This is a genomic window from Mesorhizobium sp. BH1-1-4 (assembly GCF_020165665.1).
GTDB lineage: Bacteria > Pseudomonadota > Alphaproteobacteria > Rhizobiales > Rhizobiaceae > Mesorhizobium.
Genome location: NZ_JAIUIN010000029.1, coordinates 44,937 through 62,516 on the forward strand (window position 1 = coordinate 44,937; position 17,580 = coordinate 62,516).

17 protein-coding genes and 1 pseudogene are annotated in these 17,580 nt (G+C 66.0%); 15 read left to right on the top strand and 3 right to left on the bottom strand.

Annotation, left to right across the window (positions count from 1 at the left end; genetic code table 11):
• Positions 1-18: 18 nt before the first annotated feature.
• Positions 19-384 (bottom strand): RidA family protein, encoded by a 366-nt coding sequence (locus LB569_RS28975; RefSeq protein WP_140703987.1) that lies wholly within the window; start codon positions 382-384, stop codon positions 19-21.
• Positions 385-606: 222 nt separating this feature from the next.
• Between LB569_RS28975 and LB569_RS28980 the strand changes: the two genes are divergently transcribed.
• Positions 607-1,092, top strand: coding sequence for a hypothetical protein (locus LB569_RS28980; protein ID WP_224695008.1), 486 nt, complete (start codon positions 607-609; stop codon positions 1,090-1,092).
• 257 nt (positions 1,093-1,349) lie between these two features.
• On the opposite strand, the gene LB569_RS28985 is transcribed toward LB569_RS28980, so the two are convergent.
• On the bottom strand, positions 1,350-2,423 hold the full coding sequence (locus tag LB569_RS28985; protein ID WP_224695009.1) for a peptidase C39 family protein: 1,074 nt from the start codon (positions 2,421-2,423) through the stop codon (positions 1,350-1,352).
• Positions 2,424-2,641: 218 nt separating this feature from the next.
• Between LB569_RS28985 and LB569_RS28990 the strand changes: the two genes are divergently transcribed.
• From LB569_RS28990 to LB569_RS29030, 10 genes and pseudogenes are all read left to right on the top strand, one after another.
• Positions 2,642-3,286, top strand: a complete 645-nt coding sequence (locus LB569_RS28990) for a TetR family transcriptional regulator C-terminal domain-containing protein (protein WP_224695010.1) — start codon at positions 2,642-2,644, stop codon at positions 3,284-3,286.
• On the top strand, positions 3,283-4,206 hold the full coding sequence (locus LB569_RS28995) for a LysR substrate-binding domain-containing protein (RefSeq protein ID WP_224695011.1): 924 nt from the start codon (positions 3,283-3,285) through the stop codon (positions 4,204-4,206). Before LB569_RS28990 ends, LB569_RS28995 begins: the two co-directional genes overlap by 4 nt.
• Positions 4,207-4,371: 165 nt before the next feature.
• Positions 4,372-6,513, top strand: coding sequence for an acetate--CoA ligase family protein (locus LB569_RS29000; RefSeq protein WP_224695012.1), 2,142 nt, complete (start codon positions 4,372-4,374; stop codon positions 6,511-6,513).
• Between the two features lie 9 nt (positions 6,514-6,522).
• On the top strand, positions 6,523-7,692 hold the full coding sequence (locus LB569_RS29005) for an acyl-CoA dehydrogenase family protein (RefSeq protein WP_224695013.1): 1,170 nt from the start codon (positions 6,523-6,525) through the stop codon (positions 7,690-7,692).
• A gap of 40 nt (positions 7,693-7,732) precedes the next feature.
• A complete protein-coding gene (locus LB569_RS29010) occupies positions 7,733-8,566 on the top strand; it encodes an ABC transporter permease (RefSeq protein ID WP_224695014.1) in 834 nt (277 codons plus the stop codon).
• On the top strand, positions 8,563-9,363 hold the full coding sequence (locus LB569_RS29015) for an ABC transporter permease (RefSeq protein WP_224695015.1): 801 nt from the start codon (positions 8,563-8,565) through the stop codon (positions 9,361-9,363). The genes LB569_RS29010 and LB569_RS29015 overlap by 4 nt, the downstream gene beginning before the upstream one ends.
• A gap of 113 nt (positions 9,364-9,476) precedes the next feature.
• Positions 9,477-9,800: pseudogene (locus tag LB569_RS32045) on the top strand (ABC transporter ATP-binding protein); the annotation flags it as partial.
• A gap of 225 nt (positions 9,801-10,025) precedes the next feature.
• Positions 10,026-10,472: a TOBE domain-containing protein gene (locus tag LB569_RS32050; protein WP_411970261.1), complete on the top strand. Its 447-nt coding sequence runs from the start codon at positions 10,026-10,028 to the stop codon at positions 10,470-10,472.
• Positions 10,465-11,517, top strand: a complete 1,053-nt coding sequence (locus LB569_RS29025; RefSeq protein WP_224695017.1) for an ABC transporter substrate-binding protein — start codon at positions 10,465-10,467, stop codon at positions 11,515-11,517. Before LB569_RS32050 ends, LB569_RS29025 begins: the two co-directional genes overlap by 8 nt.
• Before the next feature lie 78 nt (positions 11,518-11,595).
• Positions 11,596-12,900 (top strand): NAD(P)/FAD-dependent oxidoreductase, encoded by a 1,305-nt coding sequence (locus tag LB569_RS29030; RefSeq protein ID WP_224695018.1) that lies wholly within the window; start codon positions 11,596-11,598, stop codon positions 12,898-12,900.
• Positions 12,901-12,939: 39 nt separating this feature from the next.
• Here LB569_RS29030 and LB569_RS29035 read toward each other — a convergent pair whose 3' ends face one another.
• The gene (locus LB569_RS29035) at positions 12,940-13,572 is read right to left on the bottom strand and encodes a methyltransferase family protein (RefSeq protein WP_224695019.1); all 633 of its coding nucleotides are present in this window, start codon (positions 13,570-13,572) and stop codon (positions 12,940-12,942) included.
• 376 nt (positions 13,573-13,948) lie between these two features.
• On the opposite strand from LB569_RS29035, the gene LB569_RS29040 reads away from it, so the two are divergent.
• The 4 genes from LB569_RS29040 (at position 13,949) to LB569_RS29055 (ending at position 17,242) form a co-directional block, all read left to right on the top strand.
• Complete coding sequence (locus LB569_RS29040; RefSeq protein ID WP_224695020.1) at positions 13,949-14,206, top strand: hypothetical protein; 258 nt, start codon at positions 13,949-13,951, stop codon at positions 14,204-14,206.
• A 26-nt stretch (positions 14,207-14,232) separates the two neighbouring features.
• Complete coding sequence (locus tag LB569_RS29045; protein ID WP_224695021.1) at positions 14,233-15,027, top strand: hypothetical protein; 795 nt, start codon at positions 14,233-14,235, stop codon at positions 15,025-15,027.
• A 103-nt stretch (positions 15,028-15,130) separates the two neighbouring features.
• Positions 15,131-15,814 (top strand): winged helix-turn-helix domain-containing protein, encoded by a 684-nt coding sequence (locus tag LB569_RS29050; RefSeq protein ID WP_224558897.1) that lies wholly within the window; start codon positions 15,131-15,133, stop codon positions 15,812-15,814.
• Between the two features lie 63 nt (positions 15,815-15,877).
• Positions 15,878-17,242, top strand: coding sequence for an ATP-binding protein (locus LB569_RS29055; protein WP_224695022.1), 1,365 nt, complete (start codon positions 15,878-15,880; stop codon positions 17,240-17,242).
• Positions 17,243-17,580 lie beyond the last annotated feature (338 nt).

Sequence of the window (17,580 nt, forward strand, 5' to 3'; positions counted from 1 at the left end):
CGCCTTCATGATCTGCTGTCAGACCGGCCGGTACGCGACGGCCTCGACCTCGATCTTGATGTCGATCATCAGCCGCGACTCGACCGTGGTGCGCGCCGGCGGGTTCTTCGGGAAGTGCCGGCCATACACCGCATTGAAGGCGCCGAAATCACGCGCATCTTCCAGCCAGACGGTGGTCTTCACCACATCGTCCAGAGTGCATCCGGCCAATGCCAGCGCCGCCTCGACATTGGCCAGCACCTGCTCGGTCTGTTCCGTGATGCCACCCTTGACCACGATGCCGTCGCCGCCGACCGGAACCTGGCCCGAGACAAAGACGAAATCGCCGGCCCGCACGGCGGGCGACAGCGGCACATGGGATGTTCCAAAAGTCTGCTTGGGCAAGGGACGGCCTCCTCCGACGACATGGTCGGACACCGAGGCGGCGCCCGCTTTGCGAGGAGATTTACCGCGATCGGGGCGATCACGATAGAGGCCTTGTTGGAAAGCAACATTCTCTAGAATCCGTGTTGCTTTATTACAGAAGCGCTTGCATCGTGCGGACTTACCGGACGGGCTCGACGCGCCACGACGGACAGACGCCATTGCGAGACCGGAGACCCGACGATGACCTTCGACAAGAACCCGTTTCCTTCAGGCGACGCCGACCGCCACGCGCTCTGGGAAATGCTGGTGCGGCGCGACATCGATGCCTTTATCGGCCAGGACTGGGCCATGGTCGAAAACGATTTCATCGCCGAAAGCTTCTTCGGCATGCATGCGCATTTCCTGGCCAATGCCGATGCCTGGCGGCTGCAATTCCCCAGGCTGGAAATCTATCGCGACGAGTGGCTGCGTCAGGCTAAGGAGACGGCGGCGACCAAATTCGCCGAGCCGCTGCGCGAGGCGCTGTTTCGGGTCACCAATCTGCGCGACATCGATGTCGACGGCGACCGCGCCGTGCTGCACAAGAAGTTCGACGGCAGCGTCGCCAAGGCCGATGGCAGCGTCGACCGGCTGAAATGGCAGACGCTGTATTTCTGCCGCAAGGTCGGCGCGGGCTGGAAGATATCAGGCTTCGTCGGCTACATGCCTTATCCGCTGGGAAGCTAGTTCTATCGTTCGCTCCCGTAGATGAGCATGGACATTTGGCCGAAGCCTCAAAACTTCGTCATCCTAGGGCGGAGCAGGAGCGAAGCTCCGTCGCGGAGACCCTGGGATCCATTCCGTGACCTCCATCGAAGGTTGCAGCGGAGCGAAATTCTGCACCGTGGCAGCGCTTTGAGGTCCCGGCATGGATCCTGGGGTCTGCGCCGCGTCGCTTCGCTCCTTGCTCCGCCCCAGGATAACGAAACGATGGGAAGTCTCCGCTAAGCCCGGAAAGTCCCCGACCCTACCAGCACCGCAGCCCGATACGCCGGATTGCCGTACCACGCCATCCGGTCGAGTTCCGCCTCCAGGATCGGCAGATCGACGACATCCATTGCCTGCTCTGCCCGGTCCGGCTCGATCCAGGGATCGTTGAGGAAAAACACCCCGTCGCCACGGCCGTGGACGAGCACCCAGTGCGGGCAGGTGTAGCCCATCATCGGCGCTTGATCGATCAGCACCAGCGCCAGCAGCCCGCGATCGAGCGCCTGCGCCAGCTCCTCGACGGCAAAGGCGCGCGCCGCGTTGGGCAGCGACGCGGCCTCGACTTCGCGCCTGAATCCCGTCTGCACGAACGCCATCAGGCCGCGCCGTTCCTCCGAGCTGGCACGGTCGAGGAAGATCGGCTCGGCGCTGCTCATGAACACTTCCGTCCGCAGCCCGCGCCGGTGCGCCGCCAGCGCGAGGCCATAGGGGTCGCAGCCGCCCGGGCCGCTCGGACCGATGATGGTCGTCGCCTCGCGCCAGAGTTCGACTTCCAGCGCCCGGTCCGGCAGCAAGGCCGGATCGAGGCCGGCCATGGCCATGGCAAGCGCCGACGGCCCGCAGGTGAAGCCCGCCGTCTGCGGCCAGGAGGGCGGTATCCGATCCTGCCGGCGGCTCGGCTCGATGCCGATCCAGCGTTGCAGGAAACCGTCGCGACGCTGCCACTGGCCGCCGAGGCGCGACGCCGTGTCCTCGTCGGCGCGCAGGCAGAACACATTTTGCGCGAGGGCGTCCGTCTCCAGCGCCTCCAGCAGGCGCTGGCCATCGGCCGCCATGAAGCCACCGGCGGTCCAGGCCAAGGCAATGCGCATCATCGCCGCCGCCGGCCGCCGCTGTCCAACCACGATCGCCAGCGGGTGCCCTTCGGCACCGTATTGCGCGATGCATGTGACGCCGGCAATCGCCTGCAGCCCGGCCAGGCGCTCGGCGATATCAGCCGGCAGCGCCGCCATCAGTCCGGCCCAGCCGGCCGGATCGTCCGACGCAAGGACCGCCATGCCGGTTCCGCCCTTCAGTCGCGCATTGGGCATGGTCCGTCTTTCCCGTCCTTATGGCGCGCCGCGTCGCCCGTCTTTCGAGTTGCGGCGGCCCGATATTCGCGTAGACTGATTGATCAGTCAATCGTGGTTGCATGTTCTGAGCACCGTCGCTGCGACCGGTAAGCCAGGGAGCGGCACCCCCGAATGATGACCTGGCCGCGCGAGACCGAGCTGCGGGACCTCAGGGCTAAGGAAAGAGGACCGGACGGGTGAGCACGCCAGACAGGAAAGCCCGCGATGCCGAAAAGGTCGCCAGGCGACGGCAGAGCCTGATTGAAGCGGCCATCACCGTCATCGCCCGCAAAGGCCTGCCGGGCATGACGCTGGCCGACGTGGCGCGCGAGGCTGGCTGCGGCTACGGCCTGGTGTCGTTCCATTTCGAGACCAAGGAACGGCTGCTGCTCGCATCGCTCGATGCCCTTGTCGAGGAATACCGGGCGGCATGGCATGCGCGCAGCGACGCCCATGATGACCCGGCCGCCAAGCTCGAAGCGCTGATCGACCTCGACCTCGGCTCCGATGTCGCAGATGGCAGGCACATCGCGGTGTGGACCGCGTTCTGGGCCGAGACGCCGCGCAATCCCGACTACAGGACCCGGTTCAGCGAATTGAACAGCGCCTATCTGGCGCGGCTGGAACCGCTTATATCGGCACTCGCCGCCGCCGAGCCGGCATGCACCGACCATCGCTTGATCGCCGGTGGGCTCAGCGCGCTCTTCGACGGGCTGTGGATCGATAGCCAGACCGGCGGGCCCGGCGGGGCGGACTGGAGCCGCGCACGCGCCACCTGTCGGGCCTATCTCCGCGCCTTCTTTCCGAAAAGTTTCGGACCCGAAACGGACTGGCGGCCATGACTCTGCGCAAGCTTCTGCCTTCCCCCAACGCCATCTTCATGTTCGAGGCCGCCGCCCGTCATCTTAATTTCACCAGTGCGGCGCGCGAGTTCAACGTCACCCAGTCGGCGATCAGCCGCATGATCGCCCGGCTCGAAAGCCATCTCGAGGTCAAGCTGTTCGTCCGCGCCCCGACCGGCATCGACCTGACCGACGACGGCCGCCTGCTCTACGGTGCCGTCGGCAGCGGCTTCCAGCAGATCGAAATCGCGCTCGACGACATCAGGGCACGCCAGGGCGAAGCCGGCACGGTGACGCTGTCGCTCTCGTCGGCCTTCGCCATGCACTGGTTCATGCCGCGCTTCGACCGCTTCCAGGCCTCCTTCCCGGGCATCGACCTGCGCTTCCAGCTGGTGCGCGGCGAACCGACCGGGCCGATCGAGGATGTCGATCTCGCCATCCGCTACAACCAGCCGTCCAATGCCGAACAGCAGAGCTGGGAGCTGATGGAAGAGGTGGTATTGCCGGTCTGCAGCCCCGGCTACCTGGCCGAGCATGGCAGCCTCGACGATTGCGGCGATCTCGGCCGGCACACGCTTGCCCATCTCTCCGGCTCGCTGCGCATTCCCTGGCAACGCTATCTCCAGCGGTTCGACTATCCGCAGCCGGCGGGCAGCCGCAGCCTGACATTCTCCGATTACACGCTGGTCATCCAGGCGGCGATCAAGGGCCGTGGCATGGCGCTCGGCTGGTGGCATGTCGTGGCGCATGAATTGCTGCAGAAGGGACTGGTCAAGGGCGCCAGGCATGAACTGCGCACCGGCGATCACTATTACCTGGTGGCAACGGCACGGCGTCCCCTGCGCAAGCCGGCCGTGCTGGTGCGCGATTGGCTGCTCGACGAAATGGCCGTGATGAAGCGGGAAATCCTGGCCGGCTAAGTCGCTGTCCCGCTTGCACCCCATGACTACAGATCATCGGCTCGTGACTATTCGGACCGTGCGCGATCATTTGCCGGCCTTATAGTCGCTCCGATCCGAACCCCGCGAAGACTGAACAAGCGGGGGCGGCAAGAGGCTTCGGGAACGAGCCGTGGGAGCAGACATTTGGCCGGAACCATCGCCGCCCTTGGCGGCATGACACAGACGGGGCATCGCCTCGATGCGCTGCTGCGGCCGGCATCGATCGCCTTCGTCGGCGCCTCGGTGCGCCCCAACACGCCGGGCAATACCATGGTGCGGGCGGCGGCGATGGACGGTTATCGGGGCCGGGTCTACGCCATCAATCCGAAATACGATCAGGTGGAAGGCGTGCCTTGCTTCCCCGATCTGGCGGGCCTGTCTGAGACGGTCGACCATGTCGTGCTCGGCGTCGCCAACGACTATCTCGAAAGCAATCTGCTGGCCGCCGCGCGGCACGGCGCCAGGGCGGTCACCATCTTTGCCAGCTGCGACCTGACCGGAGCCGCCAACGACCCGCTCGCCGCCCGCCTGACCGACATCGCCCGCGACGCCGGCATCGTCATTTGCGGCGGCAACGGCATGGGCTTCTGCAACCCGCGGATCGGCCTGCGCGTTTCCGGCTTCGCCGCCAATCTCGCCATGAGGCCCGGTGGTGTGGCCCTGGTCACGCAGTCGGGTTCGGCCTTCTCGGCGCTCGCCTATAATGACCAGCGGCTGAAGTTCCAGCTCTGCGTGTCCAGCGGCCGCGAGCTGACGACGACGACGGCCGACTATGTCGACTGGGCGCTCGACCAACCCGACACGACAGTCATCGGCCTGTTCCTAGAAACCGCGCGCCGGCCGGACGATTTCGCCCGCTGCCTGGAAAAGGCCGACCGCCTCGGCATTCCGGTGGTGGCGCTGAAGGTCGGCCGCACCGAGCTGAGCGCCGGCTTCGCCGCCAGCCATAGCGGTGCAATCGCCGGCGACAATGCCGCCTATGAGGCGCTGTTCGACAGATGGGGCGTCTTCAGCGTCGACACGCTGGACCAGCTCGCCGCCAATCTCACTTTGTTCTCGGCCGGCAGGCCGGCGGCGAAAGGCGGCCTTGCCAGCCTGCACGATTCCGGCGGCGAACGCGAAATGGTCGCCGACCTCGCGGCCAAGGCCGGCGTCCCGTTTGCCGCCATCTCCGAGCACACCCGCGAGGGGCTGCGGCTGCATCTCGACAGCGGCCTGCAACCGGCAAACCCGCTCGACGTCTGGGGCTCGGGCCTCGATTTCGAAATCCATGTCGAGGCCTGCATGGACGCCATGCTTGCCGATCCCGATACCGCCATCTGCGTGCTGTTCCAGGACATACGCGACGGTTCCTACATCGCCGAGGGTTTCACCCGGGCCGTGATCCGCTCCAGCGCCAAGACCGGCAAGCCGGTGGCCGTGGTCAGCAACTACGCCACGGTGAACCATCGCGCGCTGGCGTTGGCCACGACGGAGGCCGGCGTGCCGGTCATCGACGGCACCGAGGAAGGTCTGCACGCCATCCGCAACCTGCTGGCGTTCCGCGACCGGCGCGCCGCGACCCACACATTTGCGCCCGCCGTGACGCGCGATGTCCGCGAACGCTGGCGCCGCCGCCTCGGCGAATCCAGGCCATTTGGCGAAAGCGAAGCGCTGGCGCTGCTCGGCGACTACGGCATCGCCACGCCGCGCGTCATCGCCGCCGCCACACAAGATGAAGTTCTCGCCGCGGCGCGGGAAATCGGCTTTCCTGTCGCGCTGAAGACCGCCGTCCCGGGCATCCAGCACAAATCGGACGTCGGCGGTGTCCGCCTTGGCCTTGGCGACGCGACGGCGCTGATGGATGCCTATGCCGGCATGGCGGCGCGGCTTGGCCCGGAGGTGCTTGTCGCCGAGATGGCGCCCAAGGGTGTCGAGATCGCTTTCGGCCTGATCCGCGACCCACAGTTCGGACCCTATCTGGTCGTCGCCTCCGGCGGCGTCTGGATCGAGGTGTTGAGGGACCGCGCGGTCGCCTTGCCGCCGCTCAGCCTCGAACGGGCGCAAGCGCTGATCGGCCGGCTGAAGACAAGTCCGCTGCTCGATGGCGGGCGCGGCCAGCCACCGGCCGACCGGCGGGCGCTTGCCACCGCGCTGGCGCGCTTCTCGATGCTCGCCGCCGATCTCGGCGACCTCATCGACGAGATGGACGTCAATCCGCTCATGGTTTCAGACCGTGGCTGCATGGCCGTCGACGCGCTTCTGATTGGTCGCCATGCCGGTCGTAAACACGATGAATTGCATTAGGGGATTGCCATGAATTTCGACCTCAGCCCGCGCGAAAAGCAACTCTCGAAAAAGGGCCGCGACTTCTGCGACCAGGTGCTCTTGCCGCTGGAAGCCGTCACCGACGAACATGGCGAACTGCCGATGGAGCGCCGCGAGGCCGTGCGCCAGCAGGTGCGCGACTGGGGCCTGGCCGGCATCAACCACTCCAGGGAGAATGGCGGGCTGGGCCTGACCATGGTCGAGCAGACGGCGATCGAGGAACAGCTCGGCCGCGTCACCAACGGCCTGTGGAGCTGCGTCTGGCGCCCGCCGGTCAGCCTGAAATTCGGCACGCAGGCGCAAAAGCAGGACTATCTGATCCCCTCCTCGCACGGCCACCGCCGCGGCGCCTTCGCCATCACCGAGCCGGAGGCCGGCTCCGACCCACGGCGCGTGAAAACAAGCGCCGTGCTGAAGAACGGTGAGTGGCACCTGACCGGCGAAAAATGGTTCGTCACCTCCTACAACGCCTCTGACTTCGTCATCGTCCATGCCCACGTCGACGACGACCCCGACAAGCCGACACTGTTCCTGGTCGACAAGCCGGTGAACAACATGGTGCATCTGCGCTCGCCGAAATTCATGCACAATTTCGCTTTCGACCATGCCGAGCTTCGCTTCGAGGGCACCACGGTCGGCGAGGACAAGATGCTGGGCAAGATCGGCCAGGGGCTGGAACTGACCAAGGACTGGTTCGTCGAGGCCCGCCTGCAGATCGCCTCGCATGCCGTGGGCGCCGCGACCCGCGCCGCCGAAATCGCCAACGACTACGCCACCTCCCGTCACCAGTTCGACCGGCCGATCCGTGATTTCCAGGGCGTCGAGTTCATGCTGGCCGACATGGCGGTGGAGATCTTCGCCGCCAAGTCGATGCTCTACCGTGTCGCCTGGGAGATCGACCAGGGGCTCGACCGCAAGCGCGTGCACGCCCATGCCAGCGCGCTGAAACTCTACTGTTCGGAGGCTGCGGGCCGAGTCATCGACAAGGCGCTGCAGGTTCTCGGCGGGCGCGGCTACATGCGCGAGAACCCGGTCGAGCGGCTCTACCGCGACATCCGCGTCGACCGCATCTGGGAAGGCACTTCGGAAATCCAGCGCGTGATCGTGGCCGGCCAGATCCGCAAGCGCGGCATTGGCGTCTTCAGCGAGGTCGCCTGATGCCCTCGTCCCGCCAAGACAGCAGGGGCGTGCCGTCGTGATGGCGCGCCGGCATCTGGAGACCGCATGCCTGCTCGGCCCGGCACTGGTCGTGCTGGCGCTGCTTTTCGTGGTGCCGCTGGGGCGTCTGTTCTCGCTCGCCTTCACCGATCCGGCCGGTCCGTTCGCGACCTTCGGCGTGCTCGCCGACAGCGCCGTCTATCGCCAGGTGATGTGGAACACCTTCGTCGTCGCGCTCATGGTCACGGCGCTCTGCGTGCTGCTCGCCTGGCCGGTCGCCTATGTCCTGTCGCGCCTCGAAGGCGTCTGGTTCGGCCTCGCCCTCTATGGCGTGCTGTTCCCCTTCTGGATTTCGGTGCTGGTGCGGACCTTTTCCTGGATGCTGCTTCTGGAGCGCAACGGGCCGATCAACCGGCTGTTGATGGCAACGGGCATCACCGAGGCGCCGCTGGCGCTGCTGTTCAACAATGTCGGCGTGCTGGTCGGCATGATCCATGTCCTGTTGCCCTACATGATCCTGCCGCTCTACGGTGCCATGGTCCGCATCGACCGCCGCCTGCTGCTGGCCAGCGACGGGCTCGGCGCTAGCCTCGTCGACACCTTCCGGCGCATCTATCTGCCGCTCTGCCTGCCCGGCCTCGCCGGTGGCGCGACCTTCGTCTTCCTGCTGTCGCTCGGCTTCTTCATCACGCCTGCCCTGCTTGGCGGCTCGAATGCCATCACGCTGTCGATGCTGATCGCCAGCTTCGTCAACGACCGCCTTGCCTGGTCGCTCGCGGCCGCCGGCTCGCTGGTGCTGCTGGCGATCGTGCTGGTGCTGATGGCGCTGACCGCCCGGCTGCTGCCGATCGAGAGGGGGTTGTTCGCGCGATGAACAGGCTGCCGCTCGTCCTGCGCATATCGGCCAATGCCGGCGCCAGCCTGGTGTTGGCCTTCCTTGTGCTGCCGATCCTGGCCGTGGTGCCGGCCTCCTTCAACAAGGCGAGCTTCATCTATCTGCCGCCGCGCGCCTGGTCCGGCGTCTGGTACGAGCGCTTTCTCGCCGATCCGGAGTGGCGCACGTCGCTCGTCAACAGCGTCGAGGTCGCCGCGTTGGCCACGATCATCGCGGTGGCGCTCGGCACGCTGGCGGCGATCGGCCTGCGCCGCATCGACGGCCGCTGGCGCGCCCTGGTCACCGGCCTGTTCCTGGCGCCGATGATCGTGCCGGTCATCGTCACCGCCGTGGCGCTCTACCGCAGCGCACTCGATGTCGGCCTGAGCGGCACCATCCTTGGCATGAGCCTTGGCCATGCCATCCTGGCGCTGCCTTTCGTCGTCATCAATGTCGGCATCGCGCTTCGTGCCGTCGACGACAACTGGCTGCGCGCCGCCGCTGGCCTCGGCGCCGGCCCGTGGCGGATCTTCCGCACCGTCACCTTGCCCAACATCACGCCCGGCATCGTCGGCGGCGCCATCTTCGCCTTCATCACCTCCTTCGACGAGGTGATCATCGCCGTGTTCATGGCCGGCTACGCCTCCAAGACACTGCCGGTGAAGATCTGGGAATCGATCCGTCTGGAATTCACGCCCGTCATCGCGGTCGCCGCCACGGTGATGATCGCGCTCGCCATCGTCCTGTTCGCGCTCGCGCAAATCTTCAGCCGCAAAACCGGGAGCCCGAGCCGATGACCCCTATCCAATCGGGACAGTCGCTGCGCCTCGCCGGCGTGTCGAAGACCTATGGCGGCTTCCGGGCGCTGGAGCCGACCGACCTCGACGTGAAGGCGGGCGAATTCCTGACGCTGCTCGGCCCCTCGGGCTCGGGCAAGACGACGCTGCTCAACCTCACCGCCGGCTATGTCGAGCCGACGGCGGGCGAGATCCGCATCGGCGCGCGCGACGTAACCCATATGCCGGCGCGCCACCGCAACATCGGCATGGTGTTTCAGAACTACGCGCTGTTTCCGCATATGAGCGTCGGCGAGAACGTCGCCTATGGGCTCAGCGTACGCCGGCTGCCAAAGCCCGAGATAGCGCGGCGCGTCGGCGAGATCCTTGCCCTGATGCGGCTCGACGGTTTTGCCGACCGGCCTGTCCAGCAACTGTCGGGCGGCCAGCAGCAGCGTGTGGCGCTGGCCCGCGCGCTGGTCATCGAACCCGACGTGCTGTTGATGGACGAGCCGCTCGGCGCGCTCGACAAGCAATTGCGCCGCTCGGTTCAGCTCGAACTGCGCCGGCTGCACCAGAAGCTTGGCCGCACCACCATCTACGTCACCCACGACCAGGAGGAGGCACTGGTGCTCTCCGACCGCATCGCGGTGATGGATGGCGGCCGCATCCAGCAAGTGGGAATGGTCGACGACCTCTACGACCGCCCGCTCAACGCCTTCGTCGCCGGCTTCATCGGCGAATCCAACCTGCTGCCGGTGCGCGTCCTCTCCACATCGGGCGGACAGGCCTCGGTCGACGTCGAAGCCTTCCGCAGGACGATCGCCGTCGACGCCGCCCCTGGCACGGCGACAGGCGAACCGGCACGGCTGCTGATCCGCCCCGAGCATATCGAGCTTGGCCTCGGCGGCGACGGCGTCGCCGCCGAGATCGTCGAGGTGATCTATCTCGGCGAACTGACCCAGCTCACCTTGCGGCTGGACGGCGGTGAGACGCTCGCCGCCCGCAAGATCACCGACCGGACCTTGCGGGCCGGCGCCAGGGTTCATGTCTCGTGGAAACCGGGCCACGCCCGCGCCGTCCCCCATTCCCCATCCAAACCCACCAAAACGGAGAAAGCTGATGCATAGGCGTACTTTCCTTCTGACGGCAGCGGGCGGCCTGCTGGCCGGCGCGACGGGTCTTCCGCGGCTGGCGCGGGCCGATGGCCGGCCCTTCACTTTCACCTCCTGGGGCGGTGCGCTGTCCAATGCCGAAAAAGCGGCCTTCATCGATCCGTTCGGCCAGCTCAAGGGCATCCAGGTCGTCAACACCTCGCCGACCGAGACCGCCAAGATCAAGGCCATGGTCCAGGCCAAGGCGGTCGAATGGGACCTCGTCGATGTCGGCGGCCGCACGGTCTGGCAAGGCGCCGATGAAGGGTTCCTCGAACCCATCGACGTCGCCAAGGTGCCCAACGCCGCCGCGCTCGAAAAAGGCTGGGTGGCGCCCAACGGCATCGCCACCTCGACAGGCGCCACCATCATGGCCTGGTCGAAGACGGCTTTCCCGGACGCCGGTCCGCAATCCTGGGCCGATTTCTGGGACGTGAAGCGCTTTCCCGGACCGCGCGGCCTCTACCGCTTCTTCTACTACAATTATGAGGCGGCCCTGCTTGCCTCGGGCCTGAAGCACGACGAGGTGTTTCCCTACACCACCGAGAAAGCCGACATGGCGATGGCAAAGATCAAGGAGCTGAAGCCGCATGTCAGCGTCTGGTGGGGCAGCGGCGCGCAGCCGCCGCAGCTGCTCTCCTCGGGCGAGCTGGCGCTGTCATCGGCCTGGAGCGGCCGCGTGCTGGCGGCGGAAGCGGAAGGCGCGCCGGTCGGCTTCACCTACAAGGACGGCATTGCTTGGGCCAACTGGTGGGTCATTCCCAAGGGATCGCCCAATGTCGAGCTGGCGCATGAAGCGATCGACTTCGCGCTTGCCGAAGCCCAGCAGGCGAAGCTGCTCGACCTGAAGATCTACGGCCCGGTCCTTTCCAGTGCGACATCGGGCGCCGACGCCGAGACGAAGAAAATCCTCGTCATGGCACCCGACAACATCAAGGACATGCTGATCCTCAACGAGGGCGAGGCCAACAAATATTCCGTCGCCTATGAGGAAAAATGGAACCAGCTGATGCTGCAGTGAGCCGCCAGGCTCGAGCCCAGGCGCCCCGGCGGACGACCGGCCGGGGCGCCGCATCGCATTCTTTCCCGGAGATCGGCCATGTCCGCTGACGCACCCCAGGCCTTGCCGGCCAGCCTTTGGGCGGCCACCGCCACCCCCGCGCCCGCCTATGCCGAGGCCAAGGGCGATGCCCTGGCCGATGTCGCCATCGTCGGCGCCGGCTATACCGGTCTCAGCACGGCCCTGCATCTGTCGCGAGCCGGCCGGAGGGTGATTGTCGTGGAAGCCAGCGAGCCGGGCTGGGGCGCCTCCGGACGCAATGGCGGCCAGATCATCGCCGGGCTGAAACACGACCCCGACACGCTGGAAGCCAAATTCGGACAAGCGCTGGGCGCGGCCATCAGCAAGACCTTCGGCGCCGGCGGCGATCTGGTCTTCGACATCATCGAAAAATACCGCATCGACTGTCATGCGCGGCGCACCGGCTGGATCCAGGGCGCGCACGGGCCGGGACCTTTTTCCGACATCGTCACGCCCCGCTTCCGGCAATGGCGCGCCAGGGGCGTCGAGGCCCGCCTGCTCGACGTCAAGGAAATGGCCGCGCTCACCGGCTCGGCGCCCGATGCCTATCATGGCGGCTGGTTCGACCCGCGCGGCGGCGTGCTGCAGCCGCTGAGCTATGCGCGCGGCCTGGCCGCGGCCGCGATCGCGGAGGGCGCGACCGTGCTGGCGCGATCGCCGGCGCTTGGGCTGCGCCGGGACGGCGACCACTGGCGGCTCGATCTCGGCCAGGCCTCGATCCGCGCCCGACAGGTCGTGCTCGCCACCAACGCCTATACCGGAAAGCTGTGGCCGGGCCTGCGCCAGACCGTCATACCGGTGACCAGTTTCCAGATCGCCACGCAGCCGCTGGCGCCATCGGTGAGGAAAACGATCCTGCCCGGCGGCCAGGGCGTCGCCGACACCAGGCGGCTCCTGCTCTATTTCCGGCTCGGCCATGAGGGCCGGCTGGTCATGGGCGGACGCTCGCCCGTCGACGACAACCCGACCATGGACGATGCAGCACCCCTCAAGGCCGCTCTTGCCCGCATCTTCCCGCAGGCCGCGGGCGCGCCGGTCGAGTTCGTCTGGAGCGGCAAGGTCGCGATCACCAAGGACACGATGCCGCATATCCACATGCTGGCGCCGGGCCTGTTCACGGCGCTGGGCTGCAACGGGCGCGGCGTCGCCGCCTGCACCACGACAGGCAGGCTGCTCGCCGATCTCGCTTTGGGCACAGCGCCGGCCGACCTTCCCTTCCCCGTCACCGCGCCGGACCGTTACGCCCTGCACGCCTTGCGCAAGATCGGCGTCTTCGCCTTCAGCCAGTATTACCGGCTGCTCGACGGCCGCAGCGCCGCGTGAAAATGATTAGCCGGGTAATTTATCGGTTCGGCTCGACCTTCAGTAGAGCGTGATGAAAGCCGGCAGCAGGCCGCTTTCGCGGAAATACTCGACGAGCTCGATGACCGGAAAGATGGCGAGGAAGTAGAGCCCGTCGAAGAAGGTGCGCCTCAGCGCGCGGGTCGAAAACTGCAGCTCGTCATTGTCCCGGTAGAGCAGCGGGTTCGGCCAGAACCGGGGCGTCGCCGTGATGTAGCTGCTATAGGCCGGGCCGAACTTGCCCAGCAGAAATTCGGCTTCCTTGCGCGCCGTGACGCGGAAGATCAGGAAGCTGGCGACGCCAAGCAAAGCGGCCGCGACCAGAGAGCCGTAGAGCAGGCCGATGCCGGCAGCGCCGACCGTCGAGAAGAAGTAGAGCGGGTTCTGGCTCATCGAGAACGGCCCCGTCGAGACCAGCTCCTCATTCTTCTTGCCGCCGACATAGAGGATGCTCCACAGCCGGCCGGCAACGCAAATCAGAACCAGGCAAAAGCCGACCAGTTCGAGCGTCTCGTGCCCGTTCGACCCTTCGCTGAGCGCCGGTTTGGTCAGGAACAGCAGCAGCACCGCCAGCGCCGCCGCGACACGGACGAAAATCAGCCGCTTGCGCTGGTCGAAAGCCCGTGAAACCGGCTTGAGGGAAGCGTAGGTCATTTGCTTTTTCCTGGCCCTTTTCCTGGGCCCCTTTTTCCTGGGCGCTTGTGCAGGCCCGGCACTGAGGCACGCCATTGATGGCGGATACAAGGCGCTCACCCTCTATCAGCGCATCGCGAGGCTTTCGTAAAGGCCTATTGCGCCCGTCACCGCCCTCCTTACGAATTTGTATGGCACGCGACAGGCTGGCGAGAACTCACGCCCCTATCGTTGGAATGCCGGTCTGGCATTTAGAGCAATTCCAGGAAAAGTGCGTAGCGGTTTTCCGTCCGAAAATTGCGTGAAAACAAAGAGTTAGAGCGGGTTAGCGGTTCTACCCAAACGCTGAACCGCTCTAAGGGGCCGGCTCCGATTACAACAGAGATAGGAATGGTTCATGAAAAGATTTGCACTGGCCGTCGCACTGGCCACCCTTGCGGTCTGCGGACCGGTTTCTGCCGTCTTCGCGGCAACCGCGCCTTGCGAGGAGACGTTGAAGGCGCTGCGCGCGGCGGAGGCCACCGCCAAGCTCAGCGACGCCGACAAGAACACGGTTTCGGAACTGGAGACCAAGGGCATCGAGCGCTGCAATGCCGATGACGACAAGCGCGCCGACGACTTCTTCGCCCAGGCCATGAAGGTCATGGGCAAATAGTTTCACGAACCACGAGGACGCCCGCCATGCTCGCTCCCAATCCAAAACCAGCCGGGCCGGCCCAAAACAGGGTTCCGGACGTCACCGTCGATTTCTGGCTCATCAAGCTGATGGCCGTCACCATGGGCGAGACGGCGGCCGACTACCTCGCCGTCAACCTCGGCCTTGGGCTGACCGTCACTTCGCTGATCATGACGGGCGTCCTGGCCGTCGCCCTTGTCGTCCAGTTCGCGCAGAAGCGCTACGTGCCCTGGGCATACTGGCTGGCGGTGGTGCTGATCAGCGTCGTCGGTACGTTGGTCACGGACAATCTGGTCGACACTTTCGGCGTGCGCCTGCAGACCACCACGATTGCCTTTTCCGTGGTGCTGGCGGCGACATTCGCGGTCTGGTACGCGGCCGAACGGACGCTCTCGATCCACACCATCTTCACCACCCGGCGCGAGATATTCTATTGGCTGGCGATCCTGTTCACCTTCTCGCTCGGCACCGCCGCCGGCGACCTGGTCGCCGAGAGCTTCGACATGGGCTATCTGACCACGGGCCTGCTGTTCGGCGGCGTCATCGCGCTCATCGCGCTCGCGTATTATCTCGTCAGCCTCGACGCCATACTGGCGTTCTGGCTCGCCTACATCCTGACACGGCCGCTTGGCGCGTCCTTCGGCGATTGGCTGTCGCAGCCCGTCGAATATGGCGGCCTCGGCTTCGGCACCACCTTCACCAGCCTGCTCTTCCTCGGCTGCATCGTCGCCCTTGTCCTCTATATGACGCTCAGGAAGAATGCCGATGAGCTCGACGAGATGCTGCTGGACTCGGAATGAACTCGGGTGAGCGCGCAAGCCTGGCCAGCCTCACCGCGCTCCTAGGAACGAACCCGAGCCGGTGATAGCCTGTCGCCGATATCGGCAGTCAACCGGAACAGCGATGCGATTACTTCTCGTCGAGGACGACCATAGGACAGCGGACTATATCGTGCGCGGCCTGACCGAGGCCGGCCATGTCTGCGACCTCTTGCGCAACGGGCATGACGGGCTTTTCGCCGCGACCTCCGGCGGCTACGACGTGATCGTCGCCGACCGAATGATCCCGGGCCTCGACGGCCTGTCGATGGTGAAGGCGGTCCGCGCCGCCGGCGGGCGCACGCCGGCGATCTTCCTCACCTCCGTCGGCGGCATCGACGACCGCGTCGAGGGGCTCGAGGCCGGCGGCGACGACTATCTGGTCAAGCCCTTCGCCTTTTCCGAACTGCTGGCCCGCATCAACGCGCTCGGCCGGCGCCCGGCCGCGCAGGAGCAGAAAACGGTGCTCAGGGTCGGCGACCTCGAAATGGACCTGATCATGCGGCGCGTCGTCAGGCAGGGCCAGCCGATCGACCTGCAGCCGCGCGAGTTCAGCCTGCTCGAGGTGCTGATGCGCGGCGAGGGCCGCGTGATCACCCGCACCATGCTTCTGGAGCGCGTCTGGGATTTTCATTTCGATCCCAAGACAAGTGTCGTCGAGACCCATATCAGCCGGTTGCGGGCCAAGGTCGACAGGCCGTTCGAGACCCAGCTCATCCACACCATCCGCAACACCGGCTACAGCCTGCACGCGCCGCTCTCCCAGTGATCGCGACATCCCCATGACGCGACTTGCCTATGACCGCGACTTTCACATGACCGCGAACTTCAGATGACCGCCACCTGGACCCGCCTGCTGCGCAGCACGCCGTTCCGGCTTGCCCTGACATTCGCCTTCCTGTTCATGCTGGCCTTCATCCTGTCGGGCGCCATCGTCTACCAGATGATGAGCGCCGACCTTGCCGAGCAGCTCGACGACACCATCAAGGAAACCTATTCCGTCATCGCCGCGACCTATGCCGACAACGATCTCAAGGAGCTGGTGGAGACCGTCCAGAGCCATTCGATCCGCAGCGCAAGGAAAGAGCAGCTGTTTTCGCTGACCGACGCGGCCGGCAACCGCATTGCCGGCAACTTCACCGCGGCTGGGCTTCCCGACGGGTTCTCGATGTTCGGCGCCGAGATGCCTGGCCTGCCCCCGGACACCGAATACCGCGCCTATTCCGGTCCGGTCGGCGCCAACAGCTTGACCATCGCCTTCAGCCTCTCCGAGACGGAGGAGCTGGAAACGATCATGCTGATGAGCTTTGGCTGGGCGACCTTGATCATCACCGGCCTGGCCGTCACCGGCGGCGCGCTCCTCGCCGCGCGCGTCCAGCGCCGCCTCGACGGCATTGCCGCCACCATGGTCGACGTCTCGCATGGCCGGCTCGACACCCGCATTCCGCTGACCGGCAAGGACGACGACATCGACATCGTCTCCACCCAGGTCAATGCCGCGCTCGATCGCCTTTCGGCGCTGGTCGAAGGCATGAAGCAGGTCAGCGCCGACATCGCGCATGATTTGAAGACGCCGCTCAACCGTCTGCAGATGATCCTGGAGAGCGCCGCCGACAAGGCCGCGCGGGCCCAGAACGTCTCCGACGAGCTGGCCGACGCGCGGACTGAGGGTCATCAGATCAACGAGACCTTCGACGCGCTGCTGCGCATCGCGCAGATCGAGGCCGGCGCGCGCAAGGCGCGCTTTACCGATGTCGATCTCGGCGACATCCTCCAGACGATCGCCGAGATCTACACCGACGTGGCCGAGGACGACGGCAAGTCGCTGTCGCCGCCACGGCTGGAGGAGCCGGCGGGCCGGCTCCATGGCGACCGTGAACTGCTGACGCAGATGGTCGCCAATCTGGTTGAGAACGCGCTGCGCCACTGCCCGCCCGGCACGGCGATCGAACTGGCGGTGACGCGTCAGGATGACCGCGTCCTTGCAAGCGTTGCCGACAACGGCCCCGGCATTCCCGCCGACGAGCGCGAAAAAGTGTTTCAGCGGCTCTACCGGCTGGACCACAGCCGCTCGACGCCGGGCAGCGGCCTCGGCCTCAGCCTCGTCAGGGCCATCGCCGACCTGCATGGCGCGACCATCACGCTCGAGGACTGTAAGCCCGGCCTCGCCGTGGTGGTGAGTTTTCCGCTGGCTTAGCCGGCGAAGTTATTGGTACAGGTCAATGCAGCTTGGGGTCCTCGCCCAGCTTTCGCCTGGGCATGCACACATCTTCTGTGATTGACGTGACTGATCGGCGCGAGGCTTAATTGCTAGGTGGTTCCCCCAATCCGTCGCTGCTTCGCAGCGCCACCTTTCCCCCCTCCGGAGGGAAAGGAAGGGAGCTTTGCTGGACTAGCGTCGACGGCAAAAAGCTTGGCACCTTTTCCTCTCCCCCGTCGATCGGGGGAGAGGTGGCTCGTGTCCGAACCGGATAGATAGGTAACAGAATGGACTGATTGCATGGGTGACAGTTTTCTTGTCCGCCGGGAGGACCG

Coding starts and splice junctions, on each gene's coding strand:
- LB569_RS28980 (WP_224695008.1), top strand. CDS start 607: ATGACCTTCGACAAGAACCCGTTTCCTTCAGGCGACGCCGACCGCCAC.
- LB569_RS28985 (WP_224695009.1), bottom strand. CDS start 2,423: ATGCCCAATGCGCGACTGAAGGGCGGAACCGGCATGGCGGTCCTTGCG.
- LB569_RS28995 (WP_224695011.1), top strand. CDS start 3,283: ATGACTCTGCGCAAGCTTCTGCCTTCCCCCAACGCCATCTTCATGTTC.
- LB569_RS29005 (WP_224695013.1), top strand. CDS start 6,523: ATGAATTTCGACCTCAGCCCGCGCGAAAAGCAACTCTCGAAAAAGGGC.
- LB569_RS29010 (WP_224695014.1), top strand. CDS start 7,733: ATGGCGCGCCGGCATCTGGAGACCGCATGCCTGCTCGGCCCGGCACTG.
- LB569_RS29015 (WP_224695015.1), top strand. CDS start 8,563: ATGAACAGGCTGCCGCTCGTCCTGCGCATATCGGCCAATGCCGGCGCC.
- LB569_RS32050 (WP_411970261.1), top strand. CDS start 10,026: ATGGTCGACGACCTCTACGACCGCCCGCTCAACGCCTTCGTCGCCGGC.
- LB569_RS29025 (WP_224695017.1), top strand. CDS start 10,465: ATGCATAGGCGTACTTTCCTTCTGACGGCAGCGGGCGGCCTGCTGGCC.
- LB569_RS29030 (WP_224695018.1), top strand. CDS start 11,596: ATGTCCGCTGACGCACCCCAGGCCTTGCCGGCCAGCCTTTGGGCGGCC.
- LB569_RS29035 (WP_224695019.1), bottom strand. CDS start 13,572: ATGACCTACGCTTCCCTCAAGCCGGTTTCACGGGCTTTCGACCAGCGC.
- LB569_RS29040 (WP_224695020.1), top strand. CDS start 13,949: ATGAAAAGATTTGCACTGGCCGTCGCACTGGCCACCCTTGCGGTCTGC.
- LB569_RS29045 (WP_224695021.1), top strand. CDS start 14,233: ATGCTCGCTCCCAATCCAAAACCAGCCGGGCCGGCCCAAAACAGGGTT.
- LB569_RS29050 (WP_224558897.1), top strand. CDS start 15,131: ATGCGATTACTTCTCGTCGAGGACGACCATAGGACAGCGGACTATATC.
- LB569_RS29055 (WP_224695022.1), top strand. CDS start 15,878: ATGACCGCCACCTGGACCCGCCTGCTGCGCAGCACGCCGTTCCGGCTT.